This window comes from Rhizobacter sp. P2_D12, assembly GCF_056404395.1.
On sequence record NZ_JBFUEB010000077.1, the window covers coordinates 14823 to 32640 of the forward strand.

Sequence of the window (17818 nt, forward strand, 5' to 3'; positions counted from 1 at the left end):
GTCAGGCCTCCATGGCAGCTGGTGCAGACGCCTGCACAGGGTCCGCCGCGGCACTGCCAGGCGACGCCCACAGCGTCCAGAACTGCACCGGCCTGCCGGCGAGCGGGGCTTCGTCCAGCCGCGTCAGGATCACGGCCTGGTTGACGTAGGCGTGCAGGACCACCTGGTCCGTCACCAGCACCCCGCCGTGGCTGAAAGTGCGGCCGAAGCGGAAGAGCGCGATGTCGCCGGCCCGTGGGCGGTCGGTGCGTACCGCCCCTGCCCGTTCCAGCCACTGCATGTACAGCTCTTCGCTGCGGTGCAGGTGCCAAGCGGTGCTGTAAGTCCCCAGGTCGATCGGTGCGGCCATGCCGGCGGTCTCGTAGATCGCGCACAGGCTCTGCCCGCAGTCCACGCCAACGCCCTTCAGCCGCGCGTGGTGGTGGTACGGGGTACCCAACCAGGTCAGGGCTTCGGCAATCACGGCGTCGCGTTGTTCGGCTTCGGTCATAAGGGTCGTTTCGAGGTGGGTCACATCACGGTCTCGGCCGCCGGCACGTAGGGCTTGCCGCGGAACCGGATCACGTTGTTGAACTTCGCGGTGCAGGTGGCCTGCGTCTTGTCACAACCGGGGTAGATCGCGAAGGCATCGCCGGGCGAGACGGGGAACGGGAACGGCTGCAGCACCGCCAGCTCGCCGCCCGCGCCGTTGGCGGTGTGCCGCTTGACCGTGCGTCCAATGCCCGCGTTCGGCCCGGTCGTGAAGCGCACGACCCCGAGATCGAAGTAGCCGGCAGCCTGGCGCAGCGCATGACCGAAGCGGGTGCGCGTCGCATCGCTCGCGCTGTTGGCCTGGCCGGTGACGGTCTTGGCCTCGCGATTCACGCCGCAGGATGCGTCGTAGAGCGTGTTCGGACAGCCAGGCTGGTACACCTCACCCGGGACCATCGCGTCGAGCTGCTCGGTGTCACTCTTGATGCTCAGCACCTGCTGCGTGCGGTCGCCCTTCGTCGACGCGATGCGCCCGGTGAACCAGACCAGCGTCCCGACGATGGGCTCCTCAAGCTGGGCTGCGTGCATCGTTCCCATCTCGGCCGCGGGCAGGAATGCGCGCTGCAGCTCCAGGCGCGCATGCTCGAAGCCGCCGCGCGCGATATAGGCGAGCAGCGGTGTGCCGTTCAGTCGCAGGGCCCGCTCGTCCTCGTCCAGGTCGGCCGGTAGCTCGTAGACCGTGACGTCCAGGCTATCGACCTCGATCCCGACGCTCAGCCGCGTGCGGCTGCGGCGAAGGCCCGGGCCGAGCGACCAGGTGGTGCCGTTCACCGTGACGGCCTGATCGCCGCCGGTCCAGCGCAGCACCTCGCCGCCGGGCAGCGTGAACGTGTAGAGGTCGATGCAGCCCAGCGCGGTCTCGGTGTTCAGCAGCTCTGCCAGGGCGCCGGGCGTCTTCTCCCAGGATGGTGTCCTCATGCAGCGCTCCTCATGGCTTCACTGTGATCAGCTCGACGCTGCGTGCTTCCCAGAGCTGGCGCAGGAACTGCGACACCTCGGTCTCGTCCTGGCGAAACCGCACACGCCAGTAGAAGCTGCCGGTCCACGCGACCGGCAAGCCGGCCGCCACCGGAGCGTTGAAGGTCAGCACGCCGTTGTGGTCGATCGCGTAGGTGCCCGGCTCGGCCAGCTGACCGCCGAGGGAGACCTGGGCGTCGTCCGCCGCGGCGAAGACAGGTTCCACCACGCCGCCCCAGGTGCGCACGAGCTGGAACTTCGTCATGGCCCCGTTGCCGGTGCCCAGGCGCTGGTCGGTCGCGGTGCAGTCGTCCGGGTCGAGATACAGGAAGCGCTGCGCGGCACCGCCGCGGGCGTTGAAGAAGCCCACCAAGGTCTGCAGCTCGGCGAAGCCCTCGGTCTCGCGCAGCACCTCGTAGCCGAGCCTGTAGCGCCAGCGCGGGAAGCTGTAGTAGCGGGTGCGGAACTCGCGTCCGCTCGGGGTCTCGCGCACGCCGGTGCGGTGCATGGGCGTGCGCGTGCTGCCCCACTTGAGGCCAGCGAAGGTCGGGAAGATGTCGAGGCTCATCGTGGGCTGCCTTCGGTCTCAGCGCAGTGCGAAATCACGGTTCAGGCTCTTGAGCACCGCGACCAGGTCGCGCTTGCTGGCCATGAAGAACTCGGCGGCCGACACGCCGCGCAGCTCCACTGGAGCGACAGGCTCCGCGCCGCCGCCCGCCTGGTCCTGCCCAGCGAGCTGACGGATCACGTTGGCGTGCTGCTTCGGCAGCACCATCTCTTCCTCGTGGAGCTGGGTGATCGGGTTCAGACCCGAGGGAATGTCGTAGCCGCCCGAGGCGCTCTTGATGCCCTTGCCCAGCCCGGACACCGCCGCGAAGATGGCCGCCATCGCCGCGATGGYCAGGATCGGGCCGACGACCGGGATCCCAGCCTGGGAGGCTGCAGCACCCGAGCCGGCCTCGGCCGCGTTCGCGCCGACCACCGCCGTCGCCTCGGCCGACTTCACCGCAACATTGGTGGCCGACGCGGTCGCCTGCATGCCCTGCTCCTGCGTCAGGAAGCCGAGCTTCATCGCCAGCATGCGCGCCTGGCTGGCGATCCACTGCGACATTGGCTCGGTCACCACGTTGCGAATGAACGCGTCCTTGACGCCGCCGAACACGTTGGCCAGCGCCTGGCCCCAGGTGCTGGTCTTCTCCAGCAGGCCGTCCAGCGCCGTGCCGAAGCTGTCGCCGATGCCGTTGAAAAGACCGGCGTTGGTGCCCTGCTCTCGCAGCGCGGTGTTGGCGCTGGAGGTCAGCGCCAGGCGCTGCTGCTCGTGCTGCTGCTCGATGATCAGCAGCTCGTTCTTGATCCGGGCCAGCTCGACCGGGTTCATGGTCGGATCGGCGCTCAGCAGGTCCAGGCGCTGCTGCAGTGCAGACGCCTGCACGGCGTAGCGCTGGTCCTCCCAGCCGATCTCCAGCTGCGCCAGCTGCGCCTTGGTGATCTCGTCCGCGTCCAGCGCCGCTTTGGCCGCTACGCGCTCGAGCTCGATCTTGCCGAGCGCGAGCTGCTCGCTGGTCCGCAGGCTGTCCTGTTCGATCGCGTCGCGCTGCTGGCGCGCCTCTCGGGCGATGGCGATTTCCAGCTGCGCGGTCTTGCGCTGGATCGCGACCTGGTCGGCCGACGTCATCGTCAGGTTGTCGGTCAACCAGCGCCAGTACGCCAGCTCCTCTTCCTTGCTGGTCTCGCGGCCTTGCGTCAGGACGGCCCGCGCGCGTTTCTCCTCGGCGAGCATGGCCTCGTAGTAGCTCATGTACGAGCTGGCGCCGTCCTTGTCTTTCGAGTCCTTGCCCTTCAGCGTCGCGTTGCGCGTGCCGCCACCCGATGGGGCGGCCTCGGTCGCGTCCGGCGTGAAGATCGCCGCCAGACGGTCGCGCGTCTCGGTGCTGGACGCGACGATCTTGTCCCAGGCCTGGCTCCACGCTGCACCGATGCGCGCCGGCCATCCCATCAGCTCTTCCTGCGCGCCCTGCAGGTCGCCGGAGACGAGTTTGTACAGGCCGGACGCCAGCGAGCGCAGCGGCTCGGCCACGCTCACCACCAGCGCATTGAGCACCTCCCAAACGATCACGACCGCGTTCTTCAGGCCCCAGAAGACGGAGGTCAGCCCGCCGATCGCGCCGCGGGTGACGGTGATCGCCGTCGGCCCGATCGCGACAAACCACTCGGCAAGCTTGGTCATCACCGGCATCAGCACGTTGCCGATGGTGTGCGCGAAGCCCTTCATGACCAGATTGGCCTTGTCGCCCGCGCTGTCGAAGGCGTTGTAGGCGTCGACCTGCTCCTGGCCGACGATCAGCCCCAGCTCGGCCATCAGCTCGGCGTTCTCGCGCACGGTGTCGCTGTTGAGCTTCAGAAGCGCGGAGCTGGCGTCGATGCCCTTGCCGAAGAGCTGGGTCGCGGCGATGTCGCGGTCGGTGCCTTCCTTGAAATCCCCCGTCAGCTTGATCGCGTCGAGCAGCAGGTCGTTCATCGGGCGCAGTGCACCGGCGCTGTCGCGCGTGGCCAGGCCCAGGCGATTCAGCGCGCCCTCGTCCTCGTTGAGGTGCTTGAGCAGGCCCCGGCCCGCCGAGGAGAGTTGATCGGTGGTCGCACCCACGTCCTCCAGCGCGGCGATCCAGGTGCTGGCCTGCGAGGCATTCACGCCCAGCGACTTGCCGAGCTGGATGCTCTCCTCCTGGAACTTGGCGGTCTGCTCGATGGCCTTGCCGAAAAGCGCGCCACCGCCCAGCACCGCTGTGATCGCGAGGAACTTGCCGCGCACGGCTTCCAGCGGGCCGCTCAGCGTGCCGAAGTGGCCGGCGGCCTTGTCGCCGAATTGCTGGACGTTCTCCAGGCCGGCACGCAGCGCCTGGCGCAAAGGGGTGACATCGCCGTCAACGACGACGCGGGCGCGGGGATCGGTCATGCAGTTCGGTGTTGCTCAGTTCAAAGGTCGAGGAAAGCCAGCATCGGGTCATCGGGTCGGCCGTGGGCCACCGCCATGCCTGCACTTCGGGCTTGCTCCATCGCTTGCTCCGGGTCCGTCGCGGCAGGGGCCGCGGAGGTCTCGGGCTTGATGCCGATGGCGAGCGCGATCCGGCGGAGCTGGAGGGCAGTGGGTGGCGTGTGACGCCAGAAGGCGGCGAGTGCGCCGACCTGGGGCAACGTGACCTGGTCGTCGATGTAGGTCCAGGTCCAGCCCGTCGCGGTGATCAGCCAGGCGTAAAGGTCATTCCAGGCGTCCCCGGCGGTACGCTGACCGAGGACGCCGCGACTTCCCCCAGCGCCACCGGCTTCGTCTCCAGGCCTGCCACCTTGGCGACCACCTCCAGCGCGGCGCTGAGCTGCTCCATCGTGGCGGGCAGCAGCTCGACCTCCTCGACCGACATGCCGGTGCCGGCGGACAGCACCAGCACGATGTCGTCGAAGACCACCTCGTCGAGGCGCCCGATCTTGAACGCCATGCCGGCGCGGGTGAAGGCGGGCAGCAGCTTCTTCAAGCGCCCCAGGGGGATGGGCGCGACCTCGATGGTCTGGGTGCCCAGGGTGATGGTGTTGTCGTTCATGGTCGAGTTCCAATCAGCTGCGTTCGAACAAGCACAGGTAGCCGATCTGGCCAGCCGCGTCAGCGAAGGCCTGGGCGTTCAGGTCGTAGACGCCGTAGTCGTCGTTCTTGAAAGGCAGGCTCACCTTGCTGCTGACCACGCGATTGAGCTTCATGACCAGGTTCTTGCCGTCGTAGCTGTTCTGCAGCAGCAGCGAGAAGGCCGGGGTTGGCCCCATCACGTCGTTGGTCAGCTGGAAGATCTGACCCTTCGCGGCGTCGGCGCGGTACTCGTAGCTGATGAGCACCGTGCGCTCCTGGGCCGCCGGCGGGAACTTGTACTTGCCGTTCTCCACGGTGTACTGCCCAGCGCCCGGGGGCTGGCCTTCGACCACGGCCGCGCGCTCGAGCTGCTCGCCGGTGGTGGCGTCGAGCACGCCCATGTCGGTGGCAAAGCTGCCCTTCTGCGGTGGCTCGACCACGACCTGGGCGGCGGCCTGGCTGCCCCCTTCGGCGGCCGGCAGCGTCACGGCGAAGTCGAACACCGCGGCGCGCACCCCGGCAGTCGGTGTCTTGCCGAACTGCAGGCTGCCCAGGATCGCACCGTTGATCTCGGCGTACTTGGCCTTGATCTCGATCTTGCCCTTGCCCTGCCCGACCGCGATCGGGAAGCGCTGGGCGCCATAGAGCATCTTGAGGTCGACGTCCATTTCCACCGAAACGTCTTGCATCGTGGCCAGACGCACGGGCGTGGGGTTCGCGAGGGGAGTCCCCAGCGCGTCGTACCTGGGTATCGCGACGGCCTTGCCGGTTCCAAAAGTGATCATGTGGTGTGTATGAGGGTGGTGGGGTTGGTTCGGAGCGTCAGGTCACGCGCGTCAGGCAACGAGTCCCAAGTCGCCGGCCCGGGAGAGCGCCTGCACCTGGTAGGTCGCGGTCAGCTTGCCGATGACTTCGTCGCCGCCCTCGGCGCGCGGCTCGGTGCGCACGCAGCGCAGGCCCCGACCGAGGGTGTTCAGTTCGCCGTCGACGGCGATCACGCGGTGCGCCTGCAGGTGCAGCCGGTCGGCCGCGGTCTCCCAGTCGTCGCCGCGCACCAGGAGGTCCAGCTCGAACTCCATGAGGCCGCGGTGCACGGCGTGGGCGAAGGCGTCGGCCTGGCCGGTGGAGCGGCGGATGTTGATGGCCGGCACCTCGTCGGTGCCGAAGGCATCGACCCGGCCGCGGTGGACGCGTCCTGCGGCATCGGTCCCTGCCGCCTGCAGCGTGCTCAACACGCGCGCCAGGATGCGTTCGTGGGCGCTGGTGAGCTGGTCGCCCGCGCTCATGCGGCCACCGCCTTCAGGTCGACCTGCAGCTCGGCGCCATCGAGCAGCGGAACGCCCGTCTCGCGCGCGGCCCAGGTCTTGCCGGCCACGGTGAAACGGTCGCCCCGCTGTACGCCGTTCGGCGCATCGGCGGCCTGCAGGCGAATCGTCGGCTCGGTGCGGATCTGCATGCCGTCCAGACCCGTGCTGCCCGGCTCATCGAGCAGCACGCGCACGGGCTGCGCATCGCCGCCAGCCGGCACGAACTGCGCGTCGCGCCCCAGCCGCGCGTACAGCATCGCCAGCTTGCGCGTGAAGATGTCGGCCATCGGTGCAGCCGTCCTCAGGCGTTGATCTTGACGTCGACGAAGCCGTCGCCGGCTGCGGCGGCCGAGAAGGCGTAGCCGGCGGAGGCGAGCGCGACATTGCCGGCGCCGGTGGTGGCCAGCGTGACCAGCCCCTGCAGGTGGTCCCAGCGCACGCTGTCGCCGGCAGCGATGGCATCGGTGGCCAGCTTCGGGAGGCGAAAGACCTCCTCCACCGCGAACGTGCCGGGCGTGTTCGCCGCGACGTTGGAAACGGCCACGCCGATGCGGCTGCCGATCTTGGTGACACCGCCCGCAGGGACGGCTGCAGCGGGCGTAAAGGAAATGGTTCGGCCAGGCTGAACGAAGTTCTTCATGTGATCCTTGTTTGCTTGAGGTCAGTGGACTGAGCGGGTCAGCCGTTGCGCTGCAGCGTCTTCGAATCGAGTGCCTTGGCGCTGGCGTCGATGCGGACCTTGAACTCGACACCGTCGACGCTCCAGCCCTGCTGCTGCTCCATCGTCGGCGCCTGGTTGCCGTCGAGGTAGTCGACCGTCACCACGTCGTGCATGCCTTGGTCGGCTGCGCCGTACCAGACGGTCGGTGAGGCGTCATCCAGCCGCGCGTCGGAGATCACCTCGAAGGTGCCGCGCACGCTGTTCGGCACGGTATTGGCCTTGCCGCCTGCGCCGCTCGCAACCTCGTACTCGCTGTCTCGCACGACGTTGGCCGTGCCCTGCAGCGAGATCGGCACCAGCAGCTTGGCCAGGCGGATGTTGAGCGCGCCGCTGGTCTGGCCGATGTCCTTCTGACGTGCCATCGCCACACGCATCGCATCCACGGCCGCGGTGGTGATCCCGGTGCCGTTCTGCAGGTTGCCGTGATCGGCGTGGAACAGCGCCTTGCCGTCGGCCATCGGCGCGTTGCCGGTCAACACCGCATACGCCAGATTGCCCACCGTGCGGATCGCGGCGCGGCCCATCTTGCGCGGGATGCGGGTGAAAGCGTCCAGGTCGTCGTTGATCACTGCCTGACGCGTGATCTTGAAGATCTCGCCGTACGTGCCCAGCACGCGCGTCTCGGCGCGTTCGCCGATGGAGATGTACTTGTACTCACCGCCTTCGGGCACCTGGCGCAGCGCCGGGAAGCTGCCGATGTCGACCATGGACATCGGCTTGAAGTCGGGCAACGTGCCCGAGCTGGTCCACAGCTGGAAGGTCTCCTCGGCTTCGTCGTAGCCCTTGAGCATGGCCTTCTGCGCGACGTTGGCCAGGAGGACCGGAAAGTCGCTGGTGCTGTGCGTGAAGGCCAGGGCGATCAGGCCCATCTTGTCGGTGCCCTCGTGGCGCACACCGCGTGCCTGCAGCGACGCGCGGGCCATCTCCGTCAGGCTGAAGCCTCGCCACGGATTGCTCGTGTCGTTCTTGGCGAAGCCGGCACGGATGTCCAGCGCGGCAGCCATCGCGGTCTTGCGCTTGTCGGTCTCGTCTTCAACGGTCACGACATAGGTGCCGGCAGCCGGCTCGGTGCCGCGCGCCATCGCGTCCAGCAGGCGTGCCTTGGCCTGCACCACGGAGCAGTCCACGTCAGCCAGGGCGGCGTCGAGCGCGGCCTGCGCGCCATCGCGGCTGGCATACGGCTGGAAGGCGGCACGGATCTCGGCTTGCCGCTGGTTCTCGGCGCGGGCGGCAACGCGGATCGCTTCTTGGTGGGCGACAGGGTCGGTGGTCTGGGTTTGAGCGGCGGGATTGGTCAGGTTCGGCATCGTGTCTTCCGTTGAGGCGGTGTTCGAGGTTTGAGAAGGGGTCGGCTGGGCGACAGACTGGAGGGGCGGGTTGGCGGCGTTCGCGCGGGGAGCAGGCAGGTTCATCGCCTGCGCCTGGCCACGCGTCCAGGGGAAGCGCGTTGCGCTCGCGCTGATCGGCAGCGCAGCGGTTGTGGCGTCGGCCAGCTTCTCCGTGACCGCCTCAGCAGCGCTGAACCAGTGGTCCTTGCCGTCGCTGAGCCAGGCCATCACCTCGTCGAAACCACGACCGGTCTTGCTGGCATAGCTCGCAGCCATGGACTGCGCCCACTTGTCCAGCAGATCGGCGTACTCGCGCAGCTCGGCGGCGTTCCCGGAGGCACTGCCCCAGGGCGCGTGGATCATCAGCATTGCGTTCTCCGCAATCTCGATGCGATCGCCGGCCATTGCGATCAGACTGGCGATCGACGCGGCGATGCCGTCCACCGACACGGTGACCGTGGCCGGGTGGCGCTTCAGCGCGTTGTAGATCGCGATGCCGTCGCTGACGGAGCCACCGTAGCTGTTGAGGCGAACAGTGATCGTCTCGGCGTCGAGCGCGGCAACAGTCTTGACGAAATCCTTGGCCGCGACGGTGTCGCCATACCAGGACTCACCGATATCGCCGTAGATCCAGATGTCGGCGTGCTGACCTGAGCCAGCCGATTGGGTAGTTGCGAGCGGTCGACGCTGGACGCTGTACCAGGGTATGACGCTCATGCGATGACAAGTGCGTTGTGCATGCTGTCATGGTGACGAAGGGTGTGTCCGATTTGCAGCCCAGACTCTGGACTTTCGTACCGCATCGCACCCAAAGAGCGTTGCAGATCGAGCAATCGATGCCAAGTCGATGGGCTCGTGACTTTGGCCACCAGCGCCTGTCAAAGTCGACCGCGGTGATCTACGCTGAAGACGACGGAGAGGTTCCGTCGATCAGGGGAGCAAGGAATGGTCGGACATGTCAACTCAATACCCGGCCAAGCCGCCGCACCGTACAGAGGCCAATCGATACTGAACTGCGCTGGGTGTACCGCCGCAGGTGCCGTGAATCTCACGATCGGCACTTCGGCGATCTCCTCGGGAATGGCGTCAAGTGCACTGCACAACGTGGAAAACGCCATGCAGTTCGGCACCAACCACAAGCTTCAAGCGTCGAACATTTCCCGCTACGTTTCGCTGAAGACCGGGCGCATCGCAACAAGGACGGAAGATCAAATCCCTCTCGCAGAGGCAGAGAAGTGGATGCTCAGCAAGCCAGACAAGACCGTGTTTGCGGTGTTCGCGCGTGGGCTAGTACCTTACGACCGCGTGAGTCGGGATCATTGGCTGAATGCCATCCTCGCCGGAGGCACGATCAGATACTTCGACTTCCAATCGATGCGGAACAGCGCAAGCCCCGTTCGACAGTTCGTAGGCCACGGCGATCCTTCGACTTCAACAAAACCGTTCGTAGGCGTCGTCACGCAAGCCTGGTGCGGAGCCAATCAGAAATCCAATCAGCAGTTGCATGGTCCTTATCAGACGGGCTCCTTTGACGGAGACGTCAAAGTGACGGTGCTTGCCTTCCTACCAGGCTAGATGATGCAGATTTCCTCTCCTCCCCAGGACGTCCGGGGTGTCGCCTCGCGCATATTGCGTAGACCTGTGACCGCGACAGACCAAAGAGTTCGCTGAGCTGCCGTACGTTACGCCCATTGAACAGGTCTCGAATCCGGGCATCTCTGTCGCGCAGGTCTGGGCCGGGAACATACAGTTTCGCCCCACCTAGACGATTGCGCATGCCGGCGACGATCTCCGCAGCGATCGAGCTGGCCCACGGATCCTTCAACCCCAAGCGATCCTGGAGGATCTCGCGAATGTCGACGGTCCATTGGGCGGCGTGATCGGCCTTGCGTGCGGCCATCTCGACCGTGTCATCTGGTCTGTTCACAGGCGGTTGCTCCATGCTTCGCTTGCAATACTTTGGATTGGACTGATTCGAGAACGTGGCGGATCGACATTTGATCGGACGCTGCCCGACAGTGCAGACGCCTGCACTGCGGTGACATCGCCTGATACCGTGGACTGAATCCGCGCGACACTCGCGAACAGATCAGGTTCCAATCCCGCCTCCAACCGTGCCCACAGCTTGTCGCTGAGCGTGTGCAGGCCGAGCATCTGCGCGCAGAACAACGCGTACACCGTGCAGTCGAGCTTCTCGTTGCGCTTGCCGGCCGGCTTCAGCCAGCGGTGCTCCTCGCCGCGGCCAGTCTTCACCAGCATCCGGCTCTCGGCCGTGAGCTGGTCGTAGAACTCGGCCGTCAGCTCGCGCGCGAAGTGGACGTAGCCAGGGCCGCGCTGGCTGACCTGCAGGCGGCCGTACAGCAGGTCCTTCGCGGTGTCTGTGCCGACATGCCACAGCCGCACGCCCTTGCGGATGGTTCGGCCGCGCTCGTTCACGTCCACAAGCACGCTGGCGCTCTTGATGGGTCGGCCCAATCGCGTCTCGCCCTTCACCGCGTACAGGTTCTGGTTCGGCCGATTGCGCACGAAGACGTAGCACTGGTGGGTGAAGTGCCCTCCGGTGTCGATCGCCACTGCGCCCGCGCTCATCTCGACGCCGCAGGCATGCCGGTAGGTCGCCTTGATCGCCGGGTCGAGCTTCAGATCCCACTCGCGCTGGTCGGCCGGGTTGCCGTAGATGACCAGGTCATCCACGACCCACATCTCCTCGCCCCGCCCGAAGCCCCACACCACCAGTTCCCAGCGGTCACCCTGCACGTCCACGCCGATCGCGAGCTTCACGGCCCCGCGCGGCACCGTGCGCAAGGGATGCCCGTGCTTGCCGCGCATCGCGAGCTGGCTGGCGTCGGTCTTCTCCAGCTCCTGCTCGTAGGTCTCGCCGCGGGTGGTGTTGATAAAGGTCTTCAGGTCGCTGTCGTCGCCCGCCTGCGCCTTCTTCGCCGCGGTCAGCCAGTCGCGCACGATGCTGACCCAGGTCGCCTGCGGGCTGTACGCGGTCCAGCAGAAGAAGGCGACATGCTTGGGTGGAGCCACTTCGTCGTCGGCCGCATTGCGAAAGCGCAGCTGAATCGGATCGCGCTCGTCGATCCAGGTGCCGTCCTGTGCTTTCCAGCGCCCGCGCCAGGCCGCCAGGTACTCCGTCTGGGTGATGCACACGCCGCAGTGCGGGCAGACGTGGCCGACCGTCTCCGGATCGCCGTCGGTCCACTTCATCCCGTGTCGGGCTTCCTTGCCACCCCAGTCGAGCGTGTGCTCCTCGTCGCAGTGCGGGCAGCGAATGAAGTACTGGAAGCGCACGTCGGCCTGGTGCTCCCGGTCCTCGATCAGGCTGAAGCCTTTCAGCTTCGGCGTGCTGCCCGCCACCGACTTCGGGAAGGTCGCACCCTCGATGCGCTTGTCGCCCAGGCGGAAGGCACTACCCTCCTTCTCGATGTCGCGATCGAAGCCGTCCGTCTCGTCGTAGTAGACGCAGTCAACCGTGATGCGGCGATAGTTCTTCGCGGCTTTGCCGCCGCGCAGGTGGAGCTGGCAACCGAGGAACCGCTTCTTCTTGATCGTGTTGTCCTTGGACTTGCGGTTGAACTTCGGGAACACGCGGCGCATGACCTTCACGTCGCGCAGCATCGGCTCCAGTTCGGTGGTCACGAAGTCGTCGCGGTCCTCGTCGGTCGGCTGGTACACCGCCTGGTTGCGGCGCTTGTGCTCGGCGAAGTAGCCGATCGCCGCGAGGAAGATCTTGGTGTATCCGGTGCGCGCCGACTTCCGCCAGGTCACATGCGTGATCTCGTCGTGGCCGATGCAGTCGGCGATTGCGACTTGGTACGGGTAGGCCTCCCAGCGGCCCTGCTCGTAGCTGCTCTCCTCCGACAGGTAGAAGTGCTCGGCCATCCACTGCGACAGGCGCATCGGCGTCGGGGCTTCGAGCGGGCGCAGGCCACGGCGCAGCGCGGCGTTGATCTCGTCGCGCTGCTCGGTGCCGAGGTCCGTGAGCGACATCGGCCGCTCCAGCTCGATCACGTGAGTCATGTCGCTCAAGCTTCTTCCTCCTCGTCGGGTTCTTCTTCGGCGTCCGCCAGCGTCATCGCCGCGGCGCGGTTGCGGGCCTTGGTGACCTCCTCGTCGAGGATGCGCAGCGCCTCGCCGGGCAGGTCGACGCGGCGACGCACGCGCGGCACGAGGCCCTGCAGCAAGCTGCCCACGTCGCCGGCCATCTTGGCGAGCACCAGCTCGAGCACCGACACCGGCGCCAGCTCGCGGCGGTTCACCGCGTTGTCCATAGCGACGCGGTCTGCCTGCTCACGGGCGAGACGGGCTCGCTCGCGGGCCAGCTCGCCGTCGGCGCCGCGACCCGCCGCCTGCTCACGCAGGTGCTTCGTGTACGCGCGCAGCCAGGTCGCCGCCGGCTGGCCGGCCAGCAAGATGCCGCGCGCGAGCAGGTCACTGACGACGGGCTGGCTTATGCCGACCAGGTCACCGAACTGCTCTTGCGTCACGGGCGAAGACAGCATGTCCTGTGGCTCTCCCATGGATATAACCCCCTTAGGAACGCCCCGCAACTGCGGTGCGAACGGGGTTCGAATTACCCTTGACCGAGGTCTCCCGGGAGGACCCGTCTWGGGGGGTGGGGGTGGTGGGCACTGAGGTCGAGGTGGTCATGCGCCCTGCCCTCCACTCGACAACCCAAGCTTCGCCAGTTGCTTCTGCATGCGCTGCTCGTAGTGCGGCTTGAAGCGCGCATCGATCACACGCTGTGCCGTGCCGACGAAGTCGAAGCGCCGACCGTACCGCGTGCCGTTGACGAACAGCAGCACAGGCTTGACCGCACTGCCCGCGCTGAAGCGGTACCGCGCCCACACACCGCGCCGCAGGTGCTGCACCTTGTCGCCGTGCTTCCACGAGCCACGACCCTGACGCGATTCACCGCCGTGCGCAACGAAGTATTCGACCTTGCTGCGTTTGGCCTTCGAGCGCTTGCTGTTGGTCGCGTTGGCATCCGAGCCCGCGAGGTTGAAGGCCTGCAACTGGCTCAGGATCTGCACGATCTGCCCGCGCCCCATGTTGCCGTAGGCATCGAGCTTGGCCGCTGCGCCCGGCACCGCCCGCTCGTTCTTGCGCATCAGCCCAGCCTGCACGAGGATCCCTTCGAAGCGCTTCAGCGGCCGGTTGCCGCCTTCGATCTGCGGCATCAGGTAGTGCGCCCTGGTCGTGCCGTCCTTCAGCCACACCATCGCCTGCAGCTTGGTCCGCGTGGCGAAAGTCGTGCGCAGCGCCCGCAGCGTGAAGGCCGTCGGGTTGTCGAAGCTCGCGCGTATCTCGGCCACCTGGGCGTCACGCACCTCGCGCGTGGTGTCGTTGATGGCCTGCGCCATCACGTTCGGGTGCTCCTGCTGCAGCTCGCCGAAGGCCCTCGCGACCTGCGCCGCATCGAAGCGGATGTTCATCCTCACCATCGGTTCTCCTCCCTCGATCAATCCAGGCCGCCGCCGCGCTGCGCCTTCAGGCTCTTGGTCGGCGGCGGTCCTTCCCAGTCGGTAAAGCGCTGGTGCGCGCCGTCGAAGGTGAAGTTCAGCGTGTCGGTCGGGCCGTTCTTGTGCTTGACCACGTGCAGCTCGGCGTGGAACTTGTTCGCCTCGGTCGGGTTGCGCCGGTGTTCGCGGTGCAGCAGTCCGATCAGGTCCGCCGCGCCCTCGATGTCGCCGCTGTCACGCAGGTCGCTCATCTGCGGCGGACCGCTGCGCTTGTCGGCCTCGCGGTTCATCTGCGACAGCAGGATGATCCAGACGCCGAATTCCTTGGCCGCCCGCTTCAGGCCGTTGGCGATCTTGCCGAGTTCCTGGTTCCGGTTGTCACCGTCGCCCTCCATCAGCTGCAGGTAGTCGATGACGACAAGGCTGAGTTCCTTGTGCCGGCGTTTCACCTGCTGGATCTTGCGGCGCACGTCCATGATCGAGAGCGCCGCCTGGTCGTCCATCGCGATGCGCAGCTTGCCGAGCGCGTCCACGCCCTCGGTGACGCCTTCCCACATGCTCTGCGGCGCCCGCTGCGGGTTGCGCAGGTCGGCGAGGTTGACGCGCCCTGCCGCCGCCACGTGCCGGGCCGTCAGCGAGTTCAGGCTGTCTTCCTGGGTCAGCATCAGCACCTGGTGCTTGCGGCCGACGTTGCGGCTGAGCGTCAGGACCATGCCGGTCTTGCCCATGCTCGGCCTGGCGCCGATCACCCACAGCTCACCCGGCCGGCCGCCGCCCGCAGTGCAGTGGTCGAGATCCTTCAGCCCGGTCGGGACCGTGGTGATCTTTCCGTCGTAGCGGGCTTCCAGGTCGTCGACGAAGCCCACGACCAGCTCGTTGATGTCGCGCGGCTCGTTGCGCTCCGCCACCGCGTTCAGCGCCATCAGCTTCGTGATCATCTGGTCGATCACCTGGTCGACCGGCTGCGGCTTGCCCTTCGCATCGTGGGCACCGCGCAGGATGTCGTCGGCGAGGGTCGAGCCCAGGCGCATCAGTTCCCGTTCGCGCCAGCGGTCCACCAGCAGTTCGGCATGGCGGTGCGCCGCGCGGCTGCTGACGACCGATGACATCAGCTGGTTCAGGTACACCATGTCGTGGTGCCCCTTCTCGCGGACGGTGACGAGGTCGGCGAGCTTGCCGGCGATCAGCAGTTCGCTGATCGTCTCGTAGATCGCCCGGTGGTCGGTCTGGTAGAAGTGCTCGGGCTTCAGGACGGTGCTCACCGCCTCGAAGGCCTGGTTGTCGATCAGCAGCGCGCCCAGCACTGCGTGCTCGGCTTCGTCGCTGTGAGGGGCGGTCATTGCTTCGGGTCGGCGGCTCATGCGGCGGCTCCTTGGGTTGCGGCGTTGGTGGCGATGTGGCGTTGCATCACGGCCTGCGCTTGCAGGCCCTGGGTGGTGAGCTGGGCGGCCTCGCCCGGCTTCAAGTACCAAAGGCGGTACCAGTTGTCGCGGACGCTGTTGCGGAAGGTCTGGCGCCAGTCACGCTGGCGCTTGCCCTGGGCGCTTCGCCGGGTCTTGAACTCGACCCAGTGCAGCAGCAGGATGTCGCGGTCGATGCCGGCGTCGTTGCAGTACTCGAAGACCGAGTCGTTCTCGGGGATGGGCTTTTCCCCGGCGGCCTTGCAGATCGCGAGGAAGGTGGCGAGGCTCACCAGCGGCTTGTGCTTCGAAGCCTTGCCTTCGTCGTCTTCATCCGACCAGGGGTCTTCAGCCCCTTCAGGGGGTTGGGGGTGTATTTCTTGTATTGGTTCTATTACGGTTAGGGGGCACGTCGTGCCGGGGTGACCGGCATCTGGTGCCGGTTGGGCGGCACCTCGTGCCGGGTGGGCGGCATCTGGTGCCGGGGGCATCTCGTGCCGGGGGGCACGTGGTGCCGGGGTGGTCAGGTGAGAAGGGGGGCATTTGCTGCCGGGGGCATCTGGTGCCGGGGTGCGTCGGGCGCTGGCCTGTTCGCCGCCGAAGCCGCGCGGGGTCACGGTGTAACGGTTCGCCTTCATGGCGCCGATCTCCACCTTCACCAACCCCGCAGTCTCCAGCCAGCGAATGGCATTGCGCACCGCGCGTTCACCGAAGCACGTGCGCACCGTGATCGTGTCGATGCTCGGCCAGCACACGCCCTGGTCGTTCGCCTGATCGGCGAGGCTGATCAGGACGGCCTTGGGCGTCGGCGGCATCGTCAGCGGCCAGCACGCGGCCATCACAAGGGTGCTCATCTGGCAACACCCTTCCCTTGCGGCCACCTGGGTCGCAATGCGTCTTGTCGTTCGGTCATGTCGAGGTGTGGGTCAGGCGCGAAGCCGGGCTTGCCGGCATTCGCGCTCGGCGTGGTCGGTGCGGCAGTCGTCGTCGCAGTAGGTCTCGCCCGGCAAGCACCGCTCTTCGCAGTTGCGGCAGATGCCCAGCGGCAGGTAGGTCAGACGCGAGGTGCGCTGGCGGTGCTTGGCAAGTGCTGCGAAGATGAACTCGGACTCGCGGACCGTCGCCAGGTCGTCGGCGCTCAGGCGCTCCAGCGTGTCGCGGGCCAGCACGTCGATGGCAAGGCTGGGCGTGGATGCGATGTGCGTATGCATCAGCGCGCCTCCCGCATCGATTGCGGCTTGGCCGCTTCGTTGCGAACGCGCAGCGCGACGAGCACAGCCTGCACCGCCGACATCAGTTCCGAGGCTTCGCCTTCGACGCGACGCAGCTCGTTGTCGGTGACGGCGCCGTCGGCCGTGACCTCGGCGATCTGGCCGATGACCTCGGCGAACTCGCGCGCCATGCGGGTCACACCCTTGAACGTGTCGTCATCGACGCCATCGGCGCAGGCCGGCAGCGGCAGCACCATGCAGTGGCTGGCGAGCGCGAAGGCGTTCAGGATGCCGCGATCCTTCGTCAGCAGCGTGAGCTTGAGCGCGTCGGCCAGGCCGATCTTGGCGGTCGGGTAGTTGGGGTCGACCTCATGGCTGAGCGTCGAGGCGCTCTTGCCGAGCAGCGGCGCGAGTGCGGTCGCGCCTCCGGGATAGTCGTGGACGAGGTTGAAGGCGGCAGTCTGGACGTTCATGGCATGGGTCCGTGGGGGTTGCTATGGATGTGCCCTGCCCTGTTTCCGATACTGCGCACCAGTGAGCGCACCTCGGGCATGGAACCCGATCGCGCTGTGGCGCAGCGACGATCGGAGGCAAAGGCATGGAGGAAGGAATGCGGTGGGGCAGCGTGTTCGCGCAGGCGAGCGTCGAGTTCGTCGACATCCCCTCGCCTATCGGGCCGCTGGGGGCGCTGGAGGTGACGTTGCGGGCGCCAGGAGCACAGGCCCCTGCCACGTTGTGCCTCGGCGTACCGGCGGCACGGCAACTGTGGGCAGCGCTGGACGCGGCGCTGTGCGGGCAATCGGCAGAAGGTCCGATGGCATGTCACGCGGCATCGCTGCCCCTCGACGCCTGACTGGGTGAGTCGCAGGAACAGCCCGCCAGCATCTCAGCCGGAAGGTGCTTTCTGGCCAGCGCAGCGAGGACTCGATCGGCGATGCGATCGGGAAGCCTTTCGGGCCACTGGGCTACCGCCGAGGTGGACACCCGAACCGCCTGGGCAACCGCCGTCGGTGTTCCGCCGAGCAAGGAAATCGCATGAGACTTGAGCATGCATATACGTTAGCACGCTAATAGGAATCCGGCAAGCACGCTAACTCGTTTAGCTGGCTAAATCTATACATGAAATCGTTGAAGAACCGCCTTGCCGAAGTGATGGCTGCGATGGAGTGGCAGCACCTGGATCTGGTGAAGATTTCGGGCCAAAGCTCCTCTGTTGTCTCCCAGTGGTTGGGCAACGGCTCGAAGGAAATAAAGTCGATCGGCAAGATGGAGGCTGCCGAAC

At 66.9% G+C, this 17818-nt stretch carries 19 protein-coding genes; 1 reads left to right on the forward strand and 18 read right to left on the reverse strand.

Annotation, left to right across the window (positions count from 1 at the left end):
* Window position 1 precedes the first annotated feature (1 nt).
* From AC1DYN_RS22860 to AC1DYN_RS22905, 10 genes are all read right to left on the reverse strand, one after another.
* Complete coding sequence (locus AC1DYN_RS22860; RefSeq protein ID WP_477963411.1) at window positions 2-490, reverse strand: NlpC/P60 family protein; 489 nt, start codon at window positions 488-490, stop codon at window positions 2-4.
* Between the two features lie 20 nt (window positions 491-510).
* Entirely contained in the window at window positions 511-1449 is a 939-nt protein-coding gene (locus AC1DYN_RS22865) for a DUF2163 domain-containing protein (RefSeq protein WP_477963412.1), read from the reverse strand.
* A 10-nt stretch (window positions 1450-1459) separates the two neighbouring features.
* Complete coding sequence (locus AC1DYN_RS22870; protein WP_477963413.1) at window positions 1460-2056, reverse strand: DUF2460 domain-containing protein; 597 nt, start codon at window positions 2054-2056, stop codon at window positions 1460-1462.
* Between the two features lie 18 nt (window positions 2057-2074).
* Window positions 2075-4441, reverse strand: coding sequence for a phage tail tape measure protein (locus tag AC1DYN_RS22875; RefSeq protein WP_477963414.1), 2367 nt, complete (start codon window positions 4439-4441; stop codon window positions 2075-2077).
* Window positions 4442-4727: 286 nt separating this feature from the next.
* The gene (locus AC1DYN_RS22880; protein WP_477963415.1) at window positions 4728-5081 is read right to left on the reverse strand and encodes a hypothetical protein; all 354 of its coding nucleotides are present in this window, start codon (window positions 5079-5081) and stop codon (window positions 4728-4730) included.
* Between the two features lie 13 nt (window positions 5082-5094).
* Entirely contained in the window at window positions 5095-5790 is a 696-nt protein-coding gene (locus tag AC1DYN_RS22885) for a hypothetical protein (RefSeq protein ID WP_477963416.1), read from the reverse strand.
* A gap of 147 nt (window positions 5791-5937) precedes the next feature.
* Window positions 5938-6387, reverse strand: coding sequence for a hypothetical protein (locus AC1DYN_RS22890; protein ID WP_477963417.1), 450 nt, complete (start codon window positions 6385-6387; stop codon window positions 5938-5940).
* The gene (locus tag AC1DYN_RS22895; protein ID WP_477963418.1) at window positions 6384-6695 is read right to left on the reverse strand and encodes a head-tail joining protein; all 312 of its coding nucleotides are present in this window, start codon (window positions 6693-6695) and stop codon (window positions 6384-6386) included. The genes AC1DYN_RS22890 and AC1DYN_RS22895 overlap by 4 nt, the downstream gene beginning before the upstream one ends.
* Window positions 6696-6709: 14 nt before the next feature.
* Window positions 6710-7048 carry a DUF2190 family protein gene (locus AC1DYN_RS22900; RefSeq protein ID WP_477963419.1) on the reverse strand — a complete coding sequence of 113 codons (339 nt, stop codon included), beginning with the start codon at window positions 7046-7048 and terminating at the stop codon, window positions 6710-6712.
* A gap of 38 nt (window positions 7049-7086) precedes the next feature.
* Window positions 7087-9174, reverse strand: coding sequence for a ClpP-like prohead protease/major capsid protein fusion protein (locus AC1DYN_RS22905; RefSeq protein ID WP_477963420.1), 2088 nt, complete (start codon window positions 9172-9174; stop codon window positions 7087-7089).
* Between the two features lie 324 nt (window positions 9175-9498).
* Between AC1DYN_RS22905 and AC1DYN_RS22910 the strand changes: the two genes are divergently transcribed.
* Window positions 9499-10032 carry a hypothetical protein gene (locus tag AC1DYN_RS22910; RefSeq protein WP_477963421.1) on the forward strand — a complete coding sequence of 178 codons (534 nt, stop codon included), beginning with the start codon at window positions 9499-9501 and terminating at the stop codon, window positions 10030-10032.
* On the opposite strand, the gene AC1DYN_RS22915 is transcribed toward AC1DYN_RS22910, so the two are convergent.
* From AC1DYN_RS22915 to AC1DYN_RS22950, 8 genes are all read right to left on the reverse strand, one after another.
* On the reverse strand, window positions 9998-10399 hold the full coding sequence (locus AC1DYN_RS22915) for a Mor transcription activator family protein (RefSeq protein ID WP_477963422.1): 402 nt from the start codon (window positions 10397-10399) through the stop codon (window positions 9998-10000). The genes AC1DYN_RS22910 and AC1DYN_RS22915 overlap by 35 nt on opposite strands.
* Complete coding sequence (locus AC1DYN_RS22920) at window positions 10381-12483, reverse strand: phage terminase large subunit family protein (RefSeq protein WP_477963430.1); 2103 nt, start codon at window positions 12481-12483, stop codon at window positions 10381-10383. The genes AC1DYN_RS22915 and AC1DYN_RS22920 overlap by 19 nt, the downstream gene beginning before the upstream one ends.
* Window positions 12484-12488: 5 nt before the next feature.
* Window positions 12489-12965, reverse strand: a complete 477-nt coding sequence (locus tag AC1DYN_RS22925; RefSeq protein WP_477963423.1) for a terminase small subunit — start codon at window positions 12963-12965, stop codon at window positions 12489-12491.
* A gap of 144 nt (window positions 12966-13109) precedes the next feature.
* A complete protein-coding gene (locus AC1DYN_RS22930; protein ID WP_477963424.1) occupies window positions 13110-13907 on the reverse strand; it encodes a hypothetical protein in 798 nt (265 codons plus the stop codon).
* Between the two features lie 17 nt (window positions 13908-13924).
* Window positions 13925-15286: a replicative DNA helicase gene (locus tag AC1DYN_RS22935; RefSeq protein ID WP_477963425.1), complete on the reverse strand. Its 1362-nt coding sequence runs from the start codon at window positions 15284-15286 to the stop codon at window positions 13925-13927.
* The gene (locus AC1DYN_RS22940) at window positions 15283-16179 is read right to left on the reverse strand and encodes a helix-turn-helix domain-containing protein (protein ID WP_477963426.1); all 897 of its coding nucleotides are present in this window, start codon (window positions 16177-16179) and stop codon (window positions 15283-15285) included. Before AC1DYN_RS22940 ends, AC1DYN_RS22935 begins: the two co-directional genes overlap by 4 nt.
* Before the next feature lie 72 nt (window positions 16180-16251).
* Window positions 16252-16536: a hypothetical protein gene (locus AC1DYN_RS22945; RefSeq protein ID WP_477963427.1), complete on the reverse strand. Its 285-nt coding sequence runs from the start codon at window positions 16534-16536 to the stop codon at window positions 16252-16254.
* Window positions 16536-17009 (reverse strand): phage regulatory CII family protein, encoded by a 474-nt coding sequence (locus AC1DYN_RS22950; protein WP_477963428.1) that lies wholly within the window; start codon window positions 17007-17009, stop codon window positions 16536-16538. Before AC1DYN_RS22950 ends, AC1DYN_RS22945 begins: the two co-directional genes overlap by 1 nt.
* Window positions 17010-17818: the final 809 nt, after the last annotated feature.